This is a genomic window from Chloroflexota bacterium, assembly GCA_020161265.1.
In the GTDB taxonomy this organism is placed as follows: Bacteria; Chloroflexota; Chloroflexia; order Chloroflexales; family Herpetosiphonaceae; genus Herpetosiphon.
Window position 1 is genome coordinate 599,465 of record JAIUOC010000002.1, and the last position, 20,213, is coordinate 619,677.

A 20,213-nucleotide genomic window follows, 5' to 3' on the forward strand; every position below is an offset into this window, starting at 1 on the left:
GCTCCTTGTTTAAAAGCGAGGAAAGCCTAAAACTGGCTAGCCCAAAGCCATACATGGTTTTAGTGATGAGGCAAAAACCTCCTTAAAAGCCACATTCAACTCAAAGGTGCAATCATTGAACGACGGCTACCTGCAATGGTAGCGGGTTGGATTGGGAGAAAGTAGAGGGTCTTATAGGGCGGTAGTGTACACAACGACCATGGTTTTGTCAAACAATCAAGGTAGGACAATTTGGAGGGATGAGGGATGAAGGATGAAGGATGAAAGAGCATAATCCAGACGATTTAGGGGCTAGGGGTCAGGGGTCAGGAATTAACCCAGAGGCGCAGCGTTAAGCAGGATGAAGGATAAATTATGAGGGATGAAGAACCATAATCAAACAAATCTGTGCTCAGCTGTGGCTAAAGGTGCCTTCGCGTTCTTCGAGCCCTTGGTGGTTTCGGCCTTCGTGCGCTTCGTGTCCTTCGTGGATCAGAATAAACTGGCCATGATCCCTAATAACGAATCCCTTTTTGCCCTTTTTGCTTGTACAATACCAAGTACCTGAGTCGCAGTGGACGAAAGGAGCAAACATGCGACGGATTGTGATCCTGCTGGGCTTGATTTTGAGCCTGATTCTCATCCCCTCGAATTCGCCCTCAACCAGTGCCGCCGAGCCTTCGCGTCCGGTTTTTGCCTACTACTATGGCTGGTGGGGCAGCCAAACCTGGTATCTCGACAAAATTCGCGACCGCCCGCTGGAACTCTACGAGAGCGACCGCGATAGCACCATGCTCAACCATATTCGCCAAGCCAAAAATGCTGGCATCGATGGTTTTATTTGTACTTGGCGCTATACATGTGCTCGCTTGCTGCAATTAGCCGAGCAAGAAGGCAATTTCAACGTAGTTTTCAGCGTTGATCCGGTAGCCGATGGTACGCTCAACTCAACTCAGGCAATTGTCGATAATATGCGTGAAATGGCTGGCCTCGCCAGCAGCAATGCCTATTGGCGCTGGGATGGCAAGCCAGTTTTCGTCTTCTGGAATGATACAATTTTGCCTGGTGGCCGTGGCTCGCTCAGCGATTGGACTGATTTGCGCAGTCGGGTTGATCCCAATCGCAATCAATTTTGGCTTGGGGGCGGGGTCAACTTCAGCCTGCTCGATGTGTTCGATGCGATTCACTTTTTCGATATCACGTGGGAACGCAAGCAAGGCGATGCGATGATTTCATATAGCCGCAACTTGCGCGAATATAACAGCAGCCGCAATAGTAACAAACCATTTGTCGCGACTGTTATGCCTGGTTATGATGATTTGCTCTATCGCAACGGCCACTTCCGCGACCGCGAAAACGGCAACTACTATCGCGCTGGCTGGGATACGGCGATCAATTATCAACCCAAGGCGATCATTTTAACGAGTTGGAATGAATGGTATGAAGGCAGCCAACTTGAGCCAAGCCAAGGTTATGGTAACTTATACCTCGATATTTCACGCGAAAAAATTAGTGCCTTCAAAAATAATGTGCCGCCAATTCCTGATGGCTTTGCCGATGCCAACTTTGAAAAAACCTGGCAACGCACCGATAAGCCCGTCCAAGATGGCCGCACCAGCCGCTCATGGGTTTGGGGGCCAGCAATCGCCAAAGGCCAGTACGAGCCATATGGTGGTAGCACACGGCTCGTCCAATATTTCGATAAATCACGTATGGAAGTTAATAATCCCAATGGCGATCGCAACCAGCCATGGTTCGTCACCAATGGGTTATTGGTGGTCGAGATGATTCGCGGCCAAGTGCAGATTGGTGATAGCTCGTTTGAACAACGTATCCCAGCTGATGAAGCTTTGGGCGGCGATCCACGGGCAATTAACGATGTTGCACCGGGCTATAGCTCACTGCGCAATGTATTGACCAGCCAGCCCGATAAAACTGGCCAAACTATCAGCACTCAACTCAAGCGCGATGCGACGACCAGTGGCATTACTGCACCAAGCGTTGTCACCAACGCCCATTATGTGAGCCAAACCCAACATAATATTCCCGATGTCTTCTGGAATTTTATGAACCAAACGGGCACGGTCTATGAAAATGGCCGCTTTGTCAACGATAAACAAGTCGTTGATTGGGTGTTTGCTTTCGGCTACCCACTGAGCGATGCCTACTGGATGCGGGCCAAACTTGGTGGCACTGAAACATGGATGTTAGTCCAAGCCTTTGAACGGCGGATCTTGACCTATACCCCAACCAATGCGCCTGCCTTTCAGGTTGAGATGGGCAATGTAGGCCAACACTATCGCCGCTGGCGCTACGGCAACTAGTTTAAATTGATCAACAAAAAATGCGCCCACTTCATCATTTGAAGTGGGCGCATTTTTTTAACCAAGCCTATTGAGGACAGCGCAAGTTAACGCACTCTGGTCCTTTGAGAATAAACTCATCGAAGAAGGCACGAATTGCGGTTTCATCAACACTATCAAGCAATTGGCGATGGTTCCAAGCCGTCATGGCAATTTTGGTATCCATATTTTCGCGGCTAACCAAAATCGTGCGATATTGTTCAGCGCTCAAGGCCGTAAACAATTTAACCAATTGATCGTTTTCGGCGGCGCTGACTGCGCTGGGCTTGAACCAAATAATCACCCCACCATGCTCCATGTTGTGCACAATCCGTTCATCTTCGGGGGGATTGGTTTGGTAGAGACCCCATTGAGCAGGGCCAGCCCAGTGGCTGCCAGAGGTTGGGGGATTCTGCTTGTAGGCGACTTTTTCGCCATCGGCAACGTGTTGTTGGCCTTCATCGGGCAATTCTTGAACAACCCCAGTCGTTGAGGGTGCTGTCGTTCCTTCGGCAACCGTCACCTTGTCAACTTTATCTCCACCACCATTAAGCACCACAACGGCAATCACCACAATCACCAATAGCACGGCCCCAATGCCAAAAAACAATGGCAAACGCGATTTTTGGCCCACTTGGCGACGACCACGACGAGGTTGAGACATGCGAAAAACTCCTTGAATAACTTAAACTGATTGGAACAAAGCAACTGCAACTTGAGCAGCCACCTGAGCATTATTATTAAGTAAAGCGGTGTTAGTGGCGATGCTTTCGCCTTCGGTTTCGCGGGCCATAGCGCTCAGCAAAAATGGCGTAACTGCTGCGCCACGAATGCCTGCTGCTTCGGCTTGGGCAATTGCCCGACCAATTGCCGCCTCGACAAATTGAGGATCAAGCGCTTTTTCAACTGGTGGTGGCACTGCCAAAACCATGCCACTGCCCCCGCCATACACTCGATGCGCCGCCCATGCGGCGGCGGCTTGAGCTGGGTCATCAACGCGGCGACCCAATTGCAAACCACTGTGAGCACTATAGAAAGCAGGCAACTCTTCAGTCGTATAGCCAACCACAGGCACACCATAGGTTTCAAGCACTTCAAGCGTTGCTGACAAATCAAGAATCGATTTAGCGCCAGCGCAAACCACTAAAACCGAGCTTTTGCCTAACTCCCCAAGATCGGCTGAAACGTCCCAGGTATCGCGAGCACCGCGATGCACGCCGCCAATCCCGCCAGTTGCAAACACCTGAATGCCCGCCAACTCGGCGATGGCCATGGTTGCCGCAACCGTGGTAGCACCATCGCGACCAGCAGCTACCGCGTAGCCAATATCGCGGCGGCTAAGTTTGAGCACATCCTTGGCCGTGGCAAAATGCTCAATTTGCTCGTTGGTTAGCCCAACATGCACTTGCCCTTGAATTACGGCAATCGTGGCAGGCACGGCTCCCCCCGCTCGTACAGTCGCCTCAAGTTGCAAAGCAATCTCACGATTATGCGGGTACGGCAAGCCATGGCTAATCACAGTAGACTCCAAGGCCACGACTGGTTGGCCATTGGCAAACGCTGCTTGCACCTCAGGTGCCAGAATTAACTTCGTCACAATGGATTTCCTTCTGTATGAATCAAAACGCAGGTCAGCCTCAATCACTTCAATCAAAGCAAAACTATACCATAACTACATCTTCTAGATGCGTGCCGATAGTCCTAAATTAATATTCTAACTTAAGTTACTCAAGAACAAGGGAGGAGGGGTCAGGGATCAGGGGCGAGGGGTCAGAAGCCTATAGCCTCATTACTTCGTGTGCTTCGTGCCCTTCGTGGATCAAACCTGACCCCTGATCTCTAACCCCTGAGCTATGCTATGTTCTATGCTCTTTGCTCTATGTTCTGCATAATCTACCACTAGACTATGATTTTATGGCATAATAGGGCTACTCCACGTTTGAGCAGCGACATCGACCAGTAGCAGTATTTCCCCCATGCTTGTGGAAAGGCTACCACCCCATGTATCCGCAGCGGTCTGACACTATCAAGAATTAGGGGGTTTGATATGGCCTCAATCGGACGGATTGGTCGGAATGTTTCGAGTTTGCCTCGCCCAGACGAATATCCACCATCGAGTATCACCTTTGATTTTATGTCAATGGTCTTTGCGGCGTGGTGGCTGATTGGCTTGTTCGCTGATGGCGCAGCCCATGCTGCTAACGCTGTTGATACCTTCTTCACTCCATGGCACTTGATTCTCTACTCGGGCTTTTTGGCGGTAGCCTTGTGGATTGGTGGGCTGCAACTGCGCAATATGTACAAAGGCTACACCCTTTGGCGAGCCTTGCCGCGTGGCTATTTGCTGGCACTCGTGGGCATCATCTTATTTGCGATTGCCGCCCCACTTGATTTTATTTGGCATGATGTGTTTGGCTTTGAGTTGCGGCTTGATGCTTTGCTCAGCCCACCGCACTTGATGCTAATTTCTGGCGCGATGTTATTTGGAACCGCTCCATTGCGCACTGCCTGGATTCGCATGCAACAAGGCGAAAAATTAGCAGGCTGGCGGGGCGGATTAGCACCAATGGTCATGTCGCTGTTTTTTCTGATGGTCACGACCGCCTTTATGACCCAATATGCCCATCCGTTAGCCTCACCCAAGTGGCTTTCATTGCCTTATAGTGTCGAACAAGAAATGTATCGGGCTGATCTGTGGGGCATTGCCTCAGCCCATATCAGCACCTTCGTCTTGATTAGCATTTTGCTGCTGTCGTTGCGCTTTTGGCCCTTGCCCTTTGGCTCGATCACACTGCTGATCGGTGGCAGTATGTTCTTGCTATGGGCGATGCGTGCCTCCCGCGTCATGCAATACTGGCCTGTTTTAGTTTGGGCCGTGGTGATTGGCCTTGCTGCCGATTGCGCTATGCACTATTGGAAGATCGATCGTCATAATCGCTTGGGCATTCGCTTGTTATGTAGTTTATTGCCCGCTGGCTTCTTTCTAGGTTATTACCTGATTATTATGGCTGGGCCTGGCCTCACCTGGATTACCCATATGTGGACAGGTATGATTTTCGAGGTCGCAATTGTTGGCTTGATTCTGAGTTTCTTGGTGGCTCCACCCTACGAAGCACCGAGCAAACCTGCCTAAATCTATCCGTTAGAAAGTTCAAACGCACTCCATTCGTCGATGGAGTGCGTTTAATTTAAGTGTAGGAAAACTAGGCTAGATAGCACCTTTTGGTTTACTTAGCGTTTACCTTTTGGCTATCGCCGATTGTTGAATCTATGCTACTATTGGCATATCTTATGACAAGGCGGTCGAGCCATTCTTGCAATTAGCATCCAAGCTGCTAGCTCTTTATCGCCGCCGCACTATCAACCTCAAGGAGGCCAAGAATGGCAACGGTCGGCCCAACCAAAACCACTGCGTCACGGCTGAATCCGGCCCCTACGGGCCATCCGCCATTCAGCAAGCGCCTTGATGTCTTGTGCATCATCTTCAGCATTTGGCTATTAATTGGCCTATTTATTGATGGTTTGGCCCATGCCGAGCAATTGATCGATACCTTCTTTTCGCCGTGGCATGCCGTGCTTTATTCGGGTTTTCTGGGCATTACAACCGTGATTGGCACGGTACAAATTCGTAATATGTACCGCCAATATCCGCTAACCAAAGCACTGCCGCAAGGCTATTTCCCCGCATTGCTTGGGATTATCCTCTTTTCGTTTGCGGCTCCGCTGGATTTAATGTGGCATGAATGGTTTGGTTTTGAGTTACGGCTTGATGCCTTATTTAGCCCACCACATTTGATGATTATCAGCGGCGCGATGTTGTTTGGAACTGCTCCGTTACGCACTGCTTGGCTTCAAGCTCAAGCTGGGGTACATCTGCGGGGCTGGCGTGATTTGGGCACGATGGTGATGTCGCTGTTTTTCTTGATGGCTGCCGTTAGTTTCTTTACCCAATATGCTAGTCCAATTGTGAATGCACCGTTTCTCTCTGAGCCGTACCTTGAATCAACCATGTCGAATATTGATATGCGCGGCATCAGCACTGGCATTATCACCACACTGGTGTTGATTGGAATTTTGCTGCTCTCGCTGCGTTTCTGGCCCTTACCATTTGGTGCAATGACCCTATTAATTGGTGGCAGCACTGGCCTGATTTGGTTTGTGCATAATAAAAGTTCACAAGCCTATTGGCCTATTGTCGTTTGGGCGGCGATTGTCGGCTTGCTCGCTGATATTGCAATGCATATGTGGCAGATCAATCAACAACGACCCTTGGCGGTGCGCTTGGTCTGTAGCCTACTGCCAGCAAGCTTTTTCCTAGGCTATTACTTGATCATTATGGCAAGCCTAGGATTGAATTGGATTGCTCATATGTGGACTGGCATGGTCTTTGAGGTGGCAATTTTGGGCTTTTGCTTGAGCTTAATCGCGATTCCACCATATTCGAAGAGCATAGAACATAGAACATAGCATAGGGATTAGGGGCCAGAGGTCAGGGATCAGTTTTGATCTACGAAGAACACGAAGCGCACAAAGTACTATTATCTATTGCCTAGCAGGTTCAAAACCCAACCATCCTAATCTGTGGCAAAATAGCCTTAGCGATCTGCGCGCTCTTCGCGGTTCCAAAGTTCCGATCCTCTCCCATGCCCCCTTCGCCCCTGATCACTCCTCAACCGTGGCCAAATCGGTTTTGAGCAAGGCATCGCCCAGCGGGTAGCGCAGCGAAACTAAAAAGCCCAGTACCACATTAATCACATTCAACACCAAAAACAGGGTTGAAATGCCTAATGCCAAACTGGTCGCTTGTTCGCTGGTGAAGCTGCCACCAGCCACTGGCACCATTTGACCAGTTTGAGCTAAGTTGGTCATAATCAAAATCATCACGACATCGCGAATGCCAATGCCAGCAATCGAAATCACACTGACCAACGAGATAATCGCAATCATGGCCATATACGGGCCAATATCAATCTTGACTCCGGTTGCCAGAAACAGTAAATACAGCCGAATAAACGTCCAGCCTAAGGTGACGAATGAGAATAGAACCAAGGTCCCAATCCGGCTGAGTGGCATATGCAACACACGATCTTTGAGGCCAGCTTTAACCGCGAGTTGGCGTAATTTGGCAGGCACAACCACTGGCACAACTTTGGTCGTAAACCAACGCCGCAAGCCAGCACTCGCTAAAATCGCCACACCAACCACCACACCCAAAAGCGATGCCACAATCAAGAGTTGCACATTGCCTGGCAAAAAGGTGCGGTAAAAATACAAGCCTGAGCCAGCAATAATCCCCATAATTGCCACATCGAAGAAGCGATCAACCACAATTGAAAGCAAACTTGGCCCCAGCGGATGACCTTCGCGGCGCAAATACCAAGCCTTGACCGCATCGCCGCCCTGGCCAGGCGTAACTGAGCCAACGAAAATGCCCAAGGTATAGAGCAATGAAGCAAACCATGGGCTAATTTCAATATTCCAGCCTTGCAAAATCAAGCGCCAGCGCCAGCCCTTGGAATAGAGAAATGGCAATACCAAGACCACCGAACCACCAAACAACCAAGGATCGGTGGTGCGAATCACATTCCAAATGCTAGTAAGATCGTTGGTAGCCAGAAACCAAATCAAGATCGCTGGCCCCAAGGCAGTCAAAAGCCCATTGATAATTCGTTTTTTCATTGGCGAATCCGTTCAAAGCGCAGCGCTGCAATTGTTTCGGCCAACAAGCCAAAACAAAAGAAAAACATGGTCGCAATCAAGCAAAACAGCGCCGTCGGCGGCAGATGCAACCAATTATTATCGTTCAGCGCTCCCAACACATACGAAATAATACATAGCACAAAGAAAAAGCCACTAACTGGCATAAACACCCGAATCGGATTAAACAGGCTGATAATCCGCAGGATGATGATGGTAAATTTAAAGCCATTTTTCAGCAGCTTTTGCTTAGAGCGACCACCTTGACGGCGTTGCATGGCGATTGGCTCGAAGCGCACGTGGTAGCCAGCTTTGGCAAAAGCCAAGGCGCTGGTGGTTGGCCACGAAAATTGGTTTGGCAAGAGATGAATATAATCAAGCAAAATTGAACGCCGAAAAGCCCGAAAGCCCGAAGTCAAATCTTGCATTTCCATGCCTGTCAGATACGAGCCAAGCCCATTCAAGGCGCTATTGCCCAGCCAACGCAGCCAATTTTCCTGGCCTGAGCGTGAACGAGCGCCTATCACCATATCGTAATCGCCGATATAGCTCAATAACCGTTCGATGTCGGCGGGGTTGTGCTGCCCATCGCCATCCATAATGATCACGATTTCGCCAGTCGCGGCTCGAACACCAGTTTTGACCCCAGCGCCGTTGCCAATGTTATAAGGACGGGTGATCACGCGTGCTCCGGCAGTGGTGGCAATTTCCACGGTTGCATCGGCAGAATGATCATCAACCACGATAATTTCAAGTTCAGGGTAGCGTGTGCGAACCTCGTGCACCACCCCGCCAATTGTTGCGGCTTCATTAAAGGCTGGAATCACAATGCTCACCGTCCAAGGAAACGGTGATGACGTTGTGGTTAGAGCACTTGCAAGCGTTGTGCGTTCCACAGTTGAACCTCCGGAGAGGCATTGTACCAGAAACTAGCCTAGCGCAAACGCATGGTTTGGGGCCACAATTGCAGCGCATTCGCAACAATCGCTTGGAGTTGATTGGTGCTAGCTCCCAAGCGTGCTTGCAACGACATGCCTTGCAGCACACAAATGAAAAATTGAGCTAATTCATCAGCGTTAGTCGTAACTGGCAACTCACCTGTTTGCACGCCCAAATCGATCAATTCGTTGATTTTGCTCATACGTTGCTGGCAGCGCTCCACGATGGCTTGCTCAATTTCATGCGAATCGTAAGTTGTGGCAATGCTAGAAAGCACAAAACAGCCCGCTGGATAAGCCGCATCGCTGAAGGCCTCAGCCGCCCGTTGCAGCAGTTGGACCAACATCGCTCGTGGCGAGCTTTGGTCGCTGGGTACGGCGTAAACGTAGGCTCCGCGCGTTGCCAAATAATGGTCGATCGCTTCGAGAAAAAAGGCTTGCTTGCTGCCAAAAGCGGCATACAAACTCGGCGGATTGATCCCCAAGCAGGTTGTCAGATCAGCCATCGAGAGCGTTTCGTAGCCATGCTGCCAAAATTGGCGCATCGCACACTCCAAGGCATTGGTTCGGTCAAATTCGCGTGGTCGGCCACGCCGTTGGTTATTGGCTAATGGAAGTTCTTGGGTAGACATCACAGTCCTCTTGCTTTCTTTGCTTAGGTCTATTATACTATTCTGTAATAATCACTACATAATTCATTATACCCAATCTATTAGCAAGGAGCAAGCCGATGCCACGCTATCAAGCAGGCCAAACAATTAATCCCCGCAATTTGACCAGCATTGCCGATCAAGCGCTGAGCATTCCGCACCCGCAGCAATTGACCCACCTGCAATTTCGGCGCTTTGCAGGCTGCCCGATGTGCAATCTGCATATTCGGGCATTTATTCAGGGCCATGCGGCGCTAGCTGAGGCAGGCATTCAAGAAGTTGCAGTATTTCACTCCTCAAAAACTGCCATGCTGGCGAGCCATGCCGAGGCTCCGTTTGCCCTGATTGCCGACCCCACCAAAAAACTGTATGCAGCATTTGGAGTCGATAGCTCAATTTGGGCGGTATTACACCCTCAATCGTGGCTACCAATGCTCAAAGGCTTGTTCAAGCATGGGGTAGGTATGCCCGCAAAAGGCGAAAGCCCATTGGGCTTGCCTGCCGATTTTCTGATTGCGCCTGATGGCACGATTGTGGCTTGCAAATATGGGGTGCATGGCTACGATCAATGGTCGCTGAGCGAGGTGTTGGAATTAGCTCGGCAATATCAGCAGCGCAGCGTGGGCCACTAAAACAACCAACCGCCCTTGATCTTAACCAATTCAAGGGCGGTTGAAGCAACAATAAGCGCTATTTGTTCAAGTAAGGTGAGCCAACTGCCAAATAGCTATAGCCACGTTCGACCAACTCGTTGTAGTCGGGAATCATGCGGCGACCATCGATGATCAGGTATGGCGCTGGCACGGTGCTTTCAATGGTGCTCGAAAGCCCACGGAATTCTTCCCAGTCGGTCGAGATAAACAGCATATCGCTGCCTTCAAGCGCTGCTTTGGCCGAAGGATGATAGCTGATGCGCTCGAACAAGTGGTTGTGTTCGGGGTTGAAAAAGCGCTTGGCTTCCTCTTCGGCCATTGGGTCGTAGGCGCGAATTTCCTTGACCCCACGGCCAAGCAAGCTTTCGACAACCTTCAAGGCCGAGGCATCGCGCATATCGTTGGTGCGTTGTTTGAACGATAAGCCGAGCAACGCCACAACTTTATTGTTAAACTTCACGCCAGCTTCTGCCGCTGCCCGATCGATCAAATAGGTCTTTTGATATTCGTTAATTTCATAGACCGATTCGAGCAAATCGGTGCTTTGGTTGCGGCTCTTGAGTTGATAGATCAACGATTGAATATCTTTGCCAAAGCACGAGCCACCAGCGCCGTTCGAGACAAACGAACCCCATTTGCTAATGCGGGTATCAGCGGTTACACCACGCTTGAGATCTTCCATGCGCACATTTGAGACCGATTCAGCCAAACGTCCGCCAACCCCGTTCCAGAACGAAATGTAGGTTAGCAACAAGGTGTTGGCAACATACTTAATCGATTCAGCAGTTTCAGGGGTAGTTTCGATAAAGGCAATTCGCACATGGTTGATAAATTGCGAGTAGATCCGACGTAAAATTCGGAAATCTTCCTCGGTATCGGCCCCAACCACGACCCGATCAGGATGGCGTGATTTTTCAACCGCGTTGCCTTCGGGCAAGAATTCAGGGTTCGAGGCAATGCCCACGTTTGGCACATTATGGCTTTTGAGCACTTCCTCAAGTTGGCGACCTGTGCCAACTGGCACTGTGCTTTTATTGATAATCACCACGCGGCGTTGATCAGCACGTTTGGCCAATAGCTTCGCCAAATGATTGACCGCATCGAAATAGTAGCTCAAATTCGAGGAGCCATCGCGGTTTGGGGGGGTTGGCAAACACAAGAAAAAGGCATCGACCCCTTCGATTACCGGCTCAAGATCATCAATGAAATGCAGAGAACGGTTGATATTTTCTTGGATAATGCTGGCCAAGCCTGGCTCATTGACATATTTTTCAATTTCTTCGCGCTTAGCGGTTTTGTAGGCCGCAATCCGCTTGGTATCAATATCATAGGCATAGACTTCATGACCATATTCTGAGCAGACCGCAGCGTGGGGCAATCCCACAAAGCCTGTTCCTGCAACGACGATCTTCATGCAAGCTCCTTCGGTAGGCCACTTCGACGGTGGAAGCAACCCCAACCATGAATAACAAACGGCACCGTCCCATGTGAACCAGCGAACAATGACCAACATCCTCGTTGATGGTAGAGCGCCCTCGCCGCACCTGACAACCACAGTGGGTCGTCAGCCATGAATTTATGCATCATAGCCAACATCAAGCATTTGTGCAACAGGACTATTCGACCATCCCAGCCTGACGCTGAAGGCGTAACGCCAAACGTTCCCGCAGCTCACTCAAACGGTGTTGATAGCTTGGCTCATTAATCACATCAGTCCACATAATCAGGGCATCTTCACCATTGTCGGTGTAGTAGCGCACCCGCGTGCCGCTTGGCTCGAAGCCATATTTCAAATAGAGCTTTTGGGCCGATTCATTTGAAATGCGCACTTCTAAGGTCAGGCGGGTTGCCCCCATATCAATGCCTTGATCAATTAAGCCATTCAGCAGCAACTCGCCAAGGCCTTGGCCGCGCTGCGATGGAGCCACAGCAATTGTAGTGATATGGCCTTCATCAACCATCAACCATAAGCCAGCATAACCCACCAAGGGAAACGGGCTGACTGGCTGCGGCTTGGTAAACACCGACGGCAACAAGGTCTGCAGCAACGAGCGCCGTGGCACATACGGCATAATTGGCTCATCGGGCGGCAAGCTTGGGCTAGAACGCGCCACAATATAGCGGCTGGTCGCAGGCGAACTTAATTCACGACGATAGGTATTGGCCGACCATGGCGCTGAAAAACTTTGGCGCTCAATTTCTTGGACACGCGGAATATCATCCTCGTGCATAGCCTTTAGGAAGTAGTACATTGCAGCCTTCTATGCTGATGAATGCTTATTTGATCGGTTTAACTGATGTTGGATCGAGAATCAATTGTGAGCCATGACGACCTTCTAAGCCAAATTGCCCGCCCGTTTGGAAGGTGCCAGTTACTTCAACTAAACCCCAAACGAAGCCATTGCCAGGCCCAACGTTGAGTTGGCTCGAAAGATCAGGCGGAAAGCCTTCCATCGAAATTGGCGTGCCCATCGGCTGCGGATTAACCCCACTTGCCACGTTATCGCCGAGTGGCTTTTCGCTTTGCACCCCAGTGGTCAACAAACCAGAGCTGGCTTGAGTCCAGTAATACATGCCACGGGTGGTCACGGTTTGGCCGTTGTAGGCTGAAGGATTTTTCTCAAGCTCATAGATTGAAACCTGGTTGGGCTGAGCTGCGGTTGGCGCTGGGTATTCAACCCGCTCAACTTGCTCAATCGCTTCGGCAGATTGCACCACCAAACGGCTGGTAAAACTGCCATCTGGGCCAAACGCGCCAGTTTCAAATTTGCCCTTAACTCGCACCGCGCCATAAACACTATCGATTGGGCGATGCAAATTAGCGCTAGCCTCAGCCGGAAACTCGTCAAGCCAGACGAGGCTATCAACGGGCTGAGCATCAGTACCATCGTTGCGGGTTGAAACCGCCTTGGCCAAAACCGACAACCCAGGATTACCCGGCTTCCAGAGGTACACACCTTCGACTGTAATTTCTTGACCGTTATAATTTGCAGGATTGCTGGTAATATCGTAGATTGTCAGGCTGCTGCCGCAACCAGCCAGAAATACTAAGAGCAATAGACAACAACTTCGCCAGATGCCAGAGCGCATCGCAACCTCCAACTATGATCATGGTTCGGCGTGCGATTATAGCAGATCGTCTGGCTCGTTGCCATAATCTAAGCAAAATTAGATCATTATGCTACAATAGAACCATGGCCTTTCTAGCCTTTTCATGATTTATTGTCCCCTCACTCCCGTAGTGGGGTATTGCATACGCTGGGTACTCAACAGGAGAGTGGTTGCGATGTGTACCCTTCACCTTTCAGCATGCGCTCAAATATTGCCTGTTCGGAGGTATCCAGCAAGGAATATCTGTGTTTTTCACTATGACTACACCACATACAATTGCAATTGATGGCCCGGCAGCGTCGGGAAAAAGTACGCTCGGCAAGTTGTTAGCAGATCATTTTGGCTATATCTATTTTGATACTGGGGTGCTCTATCGCGCCTTGACCTATGTAGCCCTCGAACAAGCCATTGATCTCGCTAATGCCGCCGCTCTCGCCAAACTCGCCCAAACCAGCAACTTTGAAGTGCTTCCGCCAACCATCGCCGATGGCCGCCAATACACGGTGTTGGCCAATGGCGAGGATATTACTTGGCCATTACGCGCCGCCAATGTTGAACGCAATGTTTCGCAAGTCGCCGCTCAACCAGCTGTTCGCGAGGCACTCCGCGATATTCAACGTCAAATTGGCAAAGCGGGCCATGTCGTAATGGCTGGCCGCGATATTGGGGCAGTGATTATGCCCGATGCTCAATTGAAAATTTATCTTGATGCTTCGGTTGAGGAGCGTGCCCAACGCCGCGCCCAAGAACTCAACGCCCGTGGCCGCTCAATCAGCTATCGCGAGGTGCTTGACGACTTGACCCGCCGCGATGCCAAAGATGCCGCCAACACCTTCTTGGCCGACGATGCGATCACCATCACCACCGATGGCCGCTCGCCCGAAGAGGTTTTTCAGGCAATCTTGAGCGTCATCGGGGTCGAAGCCCAAGCTTAATTTCGGCAAACAACGACGTGGAGGTTGCTCCACGTCGTTTTTGTTTAAGCATTGTTCCATTGGCTGGGAGCAACCGCTGCTTTTGGCGCTTGACGATTGGCTCACAAACAAAATACTATAGCAATAGCAACCCTGATGTGGGAGGGTAATCGATGAGCCGCTTCTATCGTTTTTATCACTATCTCGCCAAAGTGCTCTTTTTTATCTTCACTCGCCGCGTGATTGTCCGAGGCAACCAACATATTCCCAAACATGGCGCGGCAATTTTGATTTCTAATCACATTAGCTACTCCGATCCGGCCACAATTATCGGTTATATCAAACGCCATGTCTACTTTATGACCAAAGCCGAGATGTTCGACGGTGGTTTTATGGATTGGGTGATTACGCGAGCTGGGGCGTTTCCGGTTCGGCGTGGCGAGGCTGATCGCACGGCGTTTCGGCGGGCACTAGAATTGCTCAGCCAAGGCCAATGCATCGGCCTCTACCCTGAGGGCACACGCTCGACCACCCGTACCTTGCAGCAAGCGCGGGCTGGCGTGGTGTTACTGGCTAAACAAAGCGGTGCGCCGATTATTCCAATTGCAATCACGGGCATGGAGCGGGTGTTTTTGGGTAAATTTCCATGGTTTGGGCGGCCAACTGTCACGATTACAATTGGCAAGCCCCAAACCTTGGAGCAACTGGCGCAAAGCAACTTGCCAATCGCCCACCAACGCGATTATTTGGCTGAGCAAATTATGGCCCAAGTTGCAGCCTTATTACCGCAAGCCTATGGCGGCACGAATGTTAGCCAACTCAGCTATGAATAGGATGGGATGTTATGCCAACCAACGTGCCTCAACTCAGTTTTAATATCAATCTCCAAGCTGATGAACGGGTCAAGTTGATCGCCTATCGTCATTGGCTGATCTTGGCCCGCAATCTTTCAATTTGGTTTACTTTTTGGTTTATTTGTACCGTGATTTTCTTATGGCGAGTCTCGGTGGTTGGCGTTGATACCCTCAACACTGTGCTGTTTGGTGCTGGCACAATCTTTTTCGGGGCCATGATTTATAGCTATTTCGATTGGCGCAACGATGCCTTGGTGGTCACCAATCAGCGGGTTATTTCGTATAACTCGCGCTTTTTGATCAGCGTGCAGCGCAATGAGCTGTATGTGCGCGAAATTGAAGACGTAAAAACCGTCACGGAGTCGGTGGTTTCGCGTTATTTCGATTATGGCGAAATTGAGGTACAAACTGCTAGCCGTTTGCGCAACATTGCCTTCGTGGGAATCGTCAATCCTACGTTGGTACGCGACACAATTCTCGAATTTGTTGCGCCGCTCAAAGAAGTTGAGCATGTTGAGCATATTCAGCAAATCGTCAGAGCCAAAGTGCTCAAACAAGGCACAATGCCCAGTTTGCCACCGCTGAGCGATTTTATTCCACCAGAACAAACTGGCCGTACACTTTTGGGCATTATTCCGCCAAGCCCCGAGGTGCGCGGCAATTCGATTATTTGGCGCAAACATTGGCTCTTTCTCTTTGTCGAGGCAGCTAATCCAATTTTGCTCTTTCTAATCATCAATTTGTCGTGGTCACTGTTGCTCGGCTACGATTTTATTCGGTCTGGTGGGTCATTAGTATTTTTGGCAATCCTCGATATCTTTTGTCTCGGCTGGCTGATTTACGAGGTGATTGATTGGCGCAACGATGAATATATTGTCACCCCAATCAACATTATTGATATTGAGCGCAAGCCGTTGGGCCGTGAAACCAAACGTGAAACAACCTGGGACAAAATTCAGAATGTTTCGCTGAATCAAGAAAATTTATGGGCACGCATTTTGAAGTATGGCGATGTCGAGCTATTTACCGCAGGTCAAAACGAAAATTTCACCTTTCGCGGGGTAGCCGCACCCGATAGCGTGCTGGCGGTCATTTCCGATTATCGCGACCAATTCGAGCAGCGGGCGCGTGACCGCGAATTTGATAGCACCTTAATGCTGTTGCAACATTATCATCAACTACAACGCGATGAACTCCAAGTGCTGTTTGATGATCATCGCAGCCATATCGAAGCCAAATTGCCGCCAACCGAGCGGTTGGAAACTGGAGTGTAATCCTAATTGGGAGTCAGAATCTGTTGTGCGAAGGAGTTTTCATGGCGCAGTCAGCCCGGTGGCGTGGGTGGTTTTGGCTTGGTTTAGGCCTAATCTGCCTACTTTGGCCCAACCTAAGTCATGCCCAAAATGCCGATGCCATCACCATCACTATCGATCAGGTTGGCTTTGATGCCCAAGGCCATGTCGCGAATGGTGGTTGGTATCCAATTATTACAACGATCGAAAATAGCGGAGCCGACCTTCAAGCCCAAGTTGTGGTAACCACGGGCTTTGGGCAGGCCGATTTGCTGCAAAATGTCGATCTGCCTGGTGGTTCGCGTAAACAAGTGCGTTTGCTCATGCGAGCCAATCTCAATCAAACGGTGGTCGAAATCAAAGTTGTTGATACTCAAGGCAAGCAACTAGCCCGCAATCGCAGCAATGTGCGGGTACACGATAGCCAAGAAATTTTAGTAGGTGTATTTGGCGGGCCAGCCTCAAGTTTAGCTGGCGCATCAGTTCCAGGCCGCCTCACCACGGTGATGCCGCTTGAATCAGATCAACTGCCAAGCACCGACGGCGAATTGTTTAACTTTGCAGCAATTGTGCTGCAAGATGTTCAACCGACTGCCGAGCAAGCCGCCGCCCTCGAACGTTGGGTCGCAACCGGCGGCACACTGATCGTCAGTGGTGGCCCGAATAGCGCCGAACTGCCCAAAGAACTCGTAGCGCTCCTGCCTGCGAGCGTTAGCCGCAGCAGTAATTCAGCCGTGTTAACCACACTCAATGGGCGCAATACTCCCGCTTTTGCTCAAATCAATCTACGAGTTAACCAACTTCAAGCAACCGCCGATGCTAGCATGTTCGGCGTTGGGGCCAATAATGAAGCCTTGATCGTCAGTCGCAAGCTGGGCATGGGCCAAATCCTCGTCACAGCCTTCAATCCCAGCGACTTACCCGCCGAAGTTAATGATCGGTTGGTTTGGCCAGTGCTCTTACAACCCCAACTCTACCGCGATTGGAATGTAGCGCTTTCGCCATGGTCAATCCAGATTCGTGGCACTGATCAAAATTTGCCTTCAGTTTTAGGCTTGATGGGAATTTTGTTTGGCTACATTCTGCTGATTGGCCCGATCAATTACTTTATTTTGCGGCGTTTGGATCGGCGGGAATGGGCTTGGTTTAGCATTCCATTGGTTGTGCTCGGCTTCGTGGGCATTATGTATTTGGCTGGTGGCGATTTACGCACAGGCAATATCAATGTCACCACGATTAACATTATCGATAGCCAACTTGGGGCCGATCAAGGCCGTCTAAGCGTCAACTATGGCTTCAATGCAGGCCGACGCGGCGCATGGAATGGCAGTATTGATACCAATTTAATTGCTGGCAATCAACCAACTCAAGGCTTTGGCGGCGAGGGTTCGGGCACAATCGAGCAAACCAACGATGGCAAAACTCGCTTGCCCAATTGGCAAAGCAACATTGGCCAAATGCAAACCCTCGCCGCAATTGGCCCAGCCGCAGTTCCCTACAACTTTGAGGTTAACGTAGCCAAAGCTAATTCGTGGGAAGGTGCAACAATTACCAACCGAAGCGAACGCAAGGTTGAATATGCGATTCTGTTCAGTGGCGAAGAAAGTATTATTTTGCCAGCACTCGAACCAGGTGCTTCGATTACGATCGATAAAAGCCTTGATCGCGTCATGCAAAGCAGCCCCTATCTCAACAACAACGACCAATTAACCCAAGCCCTCCAATTGCTCTGGAACGCAGGCAACGAGCGCACCAACTACAATGGGCTGCCCAAAAATTCGCTTTATACCGAGCCGCATATCACAGTGCTTGATACCGAGGTGCTCAACGAAATTACCGTCGATGGAATCGCCGCTCCGCAAAAGAGCAGCAATATCTACAATTTGTATGTTGATTTGGAGCAACGCTGATGGAATTGATCGTTGAAACCCACAATTTAACCCAGCGTTTTGGCACTCACCTAGCGCTCAATCAGGTCAATTTGAGCATTCCCAAAGGTGCGGTCTATGGTTTTATTGGGCCAAATGGCGCTGGTAAAACCACCACCATGCGAATTTTGACCACCTTGCTCCAACCAACCGCTGGTGAAGCCTTTGTCAACGGCGTTTCGGTACGCAAAGATCCCGATGCAGTGCGCAAAATGATTGGTTTTATGCCCGATTATTTTGGGGTTTACGAAAGCATGCGGGTTTGGGAATACCTCGATTTCTTTGCCCACATCTATGGTATCAAACAGCCACGCCGAACAAGTTTGATTCAAGAATTATTGCAACTAGTCGATCTGACCGAAAAACACGATAGTTATGTAATGAATCTCAGCCGTGGGATGAAACAGCGCCTCAGTTTAGCCCGCACCATGGCCCACGATCCCAGCTTGTTAATTCTCGATGAACCAGCCAGTGGGCTTGATCCACGCGCACGAATCGAACTACGCGAGTTGCTACGCGAATTAAGCCGCATGGGCAAAACGATTATGGTTAGTTCACACATTTTGTCGGAACTAGCCGAAATGTGTAGCCATATTGGCATTATCGAGCGTGGCACACTCCTAGCAAGCGGTCCAGTCGAACAAATTATGCAGGATTTACGCCCACATAAATTGATCGAAGTGCAAGTGCTTGAACGAGCAATGCCAGCCTTGCAAATGCTCAAACAACTGCCAACCATCAACGATGTGCATTTAGCCAATGAGCTAGCCGATGATCAGGCAGGCGGCAAATTAGCGATCAACTTCAGTGGCACAGCCGAAGAGAGCAGCGCAATTTTGAGCAACCTGATCAGCCAAGGCTTTCGGGTCAATCACTTTGCCGAACGCCAATCCGACCTCGAAGAAGTCTTTTTGCATGTGACACAGGGAGTGGTGGCATGAAGGCAATTTTGCAAAAGGAATTTCGCTCGTATTTGCGCGGCAATCGGGCGTTTACCATGCTCAGCATCTACTTATTCATTCTCAGTGGCTTGTGTGTGCTAATTTACGCTGGCCAAAGCGAAAATGGGTTTATCGATCGCAGCCAGATTGGCTTAAGTTTATATAGCACCGCTGCCGCCGTAGCCTTGTTTCAACTAACCTTTTTTGCACCATCGCTGAATGCTTCATCGCTGGGCAGCGAACGCGATCGCCAAACCATCGACGTGTTGATGGTCACACCTGTACGGCGCTACCAAATCATCTTGGGCAAGCTGATTGCGCCTTGTTTATTCCTCTTTTTGCTTAGTTTAGCCAGCTTGCCAATTGGCGCATTGGCCTTGCTAATTGGCGGGATCGAAGCCCGCGACCTATGGATTGCCCTGGCGATTCAATTGGTCACAGTTTTGGGCTATGGCAGCATCGGGATTTGGGGAGCTTCGTGGGCTAAAACCAGCCGTGGGGCGATGATGGCAACCCTTGGCTTAGCATTGGTATTGGCGATTGGGCTGCCATTACTGGCGATATTAGTCTTAGCAGTGCTCTCGAATGATCAACCATTATTTGATTCCATTATGAACAATGGCTTTATCCGCAATCTTGGGGTTGTGGCCTTGTCGTTCAGCCCGTTCTTTAGCCTTATTATGTGGATTCAGAGCGTTACCGATGGTCAAGCAACCACCTGGACTTTAGATTTACAAGGCCAACTTGGTGGTGGCACAATTTTACAACCATGGGTTATTTCCGTCTTGATTTGGCTGATGCTCATCCCTTTCTTGATTTGGCGTAGCTCCAAGCAATTGCAAAAATCGGTTGCCCATTCAAGCGGCGGCTAGCAATTGTTGAGCAGCGGCATGCCCTATTGCTCATGCCGCTGC

18 protein-coding genes are annotated in these 20,213 nt (G+C 50.1%); 10 read left to right on the forward strand and 8 right to left on the reverse strand.

Annotation, left to right across the window (positions count from 1 at the left end):
* Positions 1 to 572 precede the first annotated feature (572 nt).
* On the forward strand, positions 573 to 2,303 hold the full coding sequence (locus LCH85_06980) for a glycoside hydrolase family 99-like domain-containing protein (GenBank protein MCA0351724.1): 1,731 nt from the start codon (positions 573 to 575) through the stop codon (positions 2,301 to 2,303).
* A gap of 67 nt (positions 2,304 to 2,370) precedes the next feature.
* Here the strand turns inward: LCH85_06980 and LCH85_06985 are convergent, their stop codons facing one another.
* On the reverse strand, positions 2,371 to 2,985 hold the full coding sequence (locus tag LCH85_06985) for a DUF3105 domain-containing protein (protein ID MCA0351725.1): 615 nt from the start codon (positions 2,983 to 2,985) through the stop codon (positions 2,371 to 2,373).
* Positions 2,986 to 3,006: 21 nt separating this feature from the next.
* Positions 3,007 to 3,918, reverse strand: coding sequence for a pseudouridine-5'-phosphate glycosidase (locus LCH85_06990; protein ID MCA0351726.1), 912 nt, complete (start codon positions 3,916 to 3,918; stop codon positions 3,007 to 3,009).
* A 450-nt stretch (positions 3,919 to 4,368) separates the two neighbouring features.
* On the opposite strand from LCH85_06990, the gene LCH85_06995 reads away from it, so the two are divergent.
* Positions 4,369 to 5,454, forward strand: a complete 1,086-nt coding sequence (locus tag LCH85_06995) for a hypothetical protein (GenBank protein ID MCA0351727.1) — start codon at positions 4,369 to 4,371, stop codon at positions 5,452 to 5,454.
* A 248-nt stretch (positions 5,455 to 5,702) separates the two neighbouring features.
* A complete protein-coding gene (locus LCH85_07000; protein ID MCA0351728.1) occupies positions 5,703 to 6,788 on the forward strand; it encodes a hypothetical protein in 1,086 nt (361 codons plus the stop codon).
* A gap of 195 nt (positions 6,789 to 6,983) precedes the next feature.
* Here the strand turns inward: LCH85_07000 and LCH85_07005 are convergent, their stop codons facing one another.
* The 3 genes from LCH85_07005 to LCH85_07015 are packed head-to-tail and all read right to left on the reverse strand — an operon-like array spanning position 6,984 to position 9,588.
* Positions 6,984 to 8,000 carry a flippase-like domain-containing protein gene (locus LCH85_07005; protein MCA0351729.1) on the reverse strand — a complete coding sequence of 339 codons (1,017 nt, stop codon included), beginning with the start codon at positions 7,998 to 8,000 and terminating at the stop codon, positions 6,984 to 6,986.
* Positions 7,997 to 8,914 carry a glycosyltransferase family 2 protein gene (locus tag LCH85_07010; protein ID MCA0351730.1) on the reverse strand — a complete coding sequence of 306 codons (918 nt, stop codon included), beginning with the start codon at positions 8,912 to 8,914 and terminating at the stop codon, positions 7,997 to 7,999. The genes LCH85_07005 and LCH85_07010 overlap by 4 nt, the downstream gene beginning before the upstream one ends.
* A 38-nt stretch (positions 8,915 to 8,952) precedes the next feature.
* Positions 8,953 to 9,588, reverse strand: a complete 636-nt coding sequence (locus LCH85_07015; protein ID MCA0351731.1) for a TetR/AcrR family transcriptional regulator — start codon at positions 9,586 to 9,588, stop codon at positions 8,953 to 8,955.
* A 98-nt stretch (positions 9,589 to 9,686) separates the two neighbouring features.
* Between LCH85_07015 and LCH85_07020 the strand changes: the two genes are divergently transcribed.
* A complete protein-coding gene (locus LCH85_07020) occupies positions 9,687 to 10,238 on the forward strand; it encodes an AhpC/TSA family protein (GenBank protein ID MCA0351732.1) in 552 nt (183 codons plus the stop codon).
* 58 nt (positions 10,239 to 10,296) lie between these two features.
* Here LCH85_07020 and LCH85_07025 read toward each other — a convergent pair whose 3' ends face one another.
* From LCH85_07025 to LCH85_07035, 3 genes are all read right to left on the reverse strand, one after another.
* Positions 10,297 to 11,673: a nucleotide sugar dehydrogenase gene (locus LCH85_07025; protein MCA0351733.1), complete on the reverse strand. Its 1,377-nt coding sequence runs from the start codon at positions 11,671 to 11,673 to the stop codon at positions 10,297 to 10,299.
* 202 nt (positions 11,674 to 11,875) lie between these two features.
* Entirely contained in the window at positions 11,876 to 12,511 is a 636-nt protein-coding gene (gene rimI, locus LCH85_07030; GenBank protein MCA0351734.1) for a ribosomal protein S18-alanine N-acetyltransferase, read from the reverse strand.
* Positions 12,512 to 12,536: 25 nt separating this feature from the next.
* Positions 12,537 to 13,349 carry a hypothetical protein gene (locus LCH85_07035; GenBank protein ID MCA0351735.1) on the reverse strand — a complete coding sequence of 271 codons (813 nt, stop codon included), beginning with the start codon at positions 13,347 to 13,349 and terminating at the stop codon, positions 12,537 to 12,539.
* A gap of 266 nt (positions 13,350 to 13,615) precedes the next feature.
* On the opposite strand from LCH85_07035, the gene cmk reads away from it, so the two are divergent.
* The 6 genes from cmk to LCH85_07065 all read left to right on the forward strand — a co-directional run bounded on the left by cmk (position 13,616) and on the right by LCH85_07065 (position 20,171).
* Positions 13,616 to 14,305, forward strand: a complete 690-nt coding sequence (gene cmk / locus LCH85_07040) for a (d)CMP kinase (protein ID MCA0351736.1) — start codon at positions 13,616 to 13,618, stop codon at positions 14,303 to 14,305.
* A 152-nt stretch (positions 14,306 to 14,457) separates the two neighbouring features.
* Positions 14,458 to 15,117 carry a 1-acyl-sn-glycerol-3-phosphate acyltransferase gene (locus LCH85_07045; GenBank protein MCA0351737.1) on the forward strand — a complete coding sequence of 220 codons (660 nt, stop codon included), beginning with the start codon at positions 14,458 to 14,460 and terminating at the stop codon, positions 15,115 to 15,117.
* An 11-nt stretch (positions 15,118 to 15,128) separates the two neighbouring features.
* Positions 15,129 to 16,412 (forward strand): PH domain-containing protein, encoded by a 1,284-nt coding sequence (locus LCH85_07050; protein ID MCA0351738.1) that lies wholly within the window; start codon positions 15,129 to 15,131, stop codon positions 16,410 to 16,412.
* 41 nt (positions 16,413 to 16,453) lie between these two features.
* Entirely contained in the window at positions 16,454 to 18,340 is a 1,887-nt protein-coding gene (locus tag LCH85_07055; GenBank protein ID MCA0351739.1) for a DUF4350 domain-containing protein, read from the forward strand.
* A complete protein-coding gene (locus tag LCH85_07060; GenBank protein ID MCA0351740.1) occupies positions 18,340 to 19,299 on the forward strand; it encodes an ABC transporter ATP-binding protein in 960 nt (319 codons plus the stop codon). Before LCH85_07055 ends, LCH85_07060 begins: the two co-directional genes overlap by 1 nt.
* Complete coding sequence (locus LCH85_07065) at positions 19,296 to 20,171, forward strand: ABC transporter permease (protein MCA0351741.1); 876 nt, start codon at positions 19,296 to 19,298, stop codon at positions 20,169 to 20,171. Before LCH85_07060 ends, LCH85_07065 begins: the two co-directional genes overlap by 4 nt.
* Positions 20,172 to 20,213 lie beyond the last annotated feature (42 nt).

What these genes read in the sequence shown, in the direction of transcription:
- LCH85_07015 (MCA0351731.1), bottom strand. Translation starts at nt 9,588, where the DNA reads ATGTCTACCCAAGAACTTCCATTAGCCAATAACCAACGGCGTGGCCGA.
- LCH85_07060 (MCA0351740.1), top strand. Translation starts at nt 18,340, where the DNA reads ATGGAATTGATCGTTGAAACCCACAATTTAACCCAGCGTTTTGGCACT.
- LCH85_07065 (MCA0351741.1), top strand. Translation starts at nt 19,296, where the DNA reads ATGAAGGCAATTTTGCAAAAGGAATTTCGCTCGTATTTGCGCGGCAAT.
- LCH85_07020 (MCA0351732.1), top strand. Translation starts at nt 9,687, where the DNA reads ATGCCACGCTATCAAGCAGGCCAAACAATTAATCCCCGCAATTTGACC.
- LCH85_07035 (MCA0351735.1), bottom strand. Translation starts at nt 13,349, where the DNA reads ATGCGCTCTGGCATCTGGCGAAGTTGTTGTCTATTGCTCTTAGTATTT.
- LCH85_07055 (MCA0351739.1), top strand. Translation starts at nt 16,454, where the DNA reads ATGGCGCAGTCAGCCCGGTGGCGTGGGTGGTTTTGGCTTGGTTTAGGC.
- LCH85_07005 (MCA0351729.1), bottom strand. Translation starts at nt 8,000, where the DNA reads ATGAAAAAACGAATTATCAATGGGCTTTTGACTGCCTTGGGGCCAGCG.
- LCH85_07025 (MCA0351733.1), bottom strand. Translation starts at nt 11,673, where the DNA reads ATGAAGATCGTCGTTGCAGGAACAGGCTTTGTGGGATTGCCCCACGCT.
- LCH85_07045 (MCA0351737.1), top strand. Translation starts at nt 14,458, where the DNA reads ATGAGCCGCTTCTATCGTTTTTATCACTATCTCGCCAAAGTGCTCTTT.
- rimI (MCA0351734.1), bottom strand. Translation starts at nt 12,511, where the DNA reads ATGTACTACTTCCTAAAGGCTATGCACGAGGATGATATTCCGCGTGTC.
- LCH85_07000 (MCA0351728.1), top strand. Translation starts at nt 5,703, where the DNA reads ATGGCAACGGTCGGCCCAACCAAAACCACTGCGTCACGGCTGAATCCG.
- LCH85_06980 (MCA0351724.1), top strand. Translation starts at nt 573, where the DNA reads ATGCGACGGATTGTGATCCTGCTGGGCTTGATTTTGAGCCTGATTCTC.
- LCH85_07050 (MCA0351738.1), top strand. Translation starts at nt 15,129, where the DNA reads ATGCCAACCAACGTGCCTCAACTCAGTTTTAATATCAATCTCCAAGCT.
- LCH85_06995 (MCA0351727.1), top strand. Translation starts at nt 4,369, where the DNA reads ATGGCCTCAATCGGACGGATTGGTCGGAATGTTTCGAGTTTGCCTCGC.
- LCH85_06985 (MCA0351725.1), bottom strand. Translation starts at nt 2,985, where the DNA reads ATGTCTCAACCTCGTCGTGGTCGTCGCCAAGTGGGCCAAAAATCGCGT.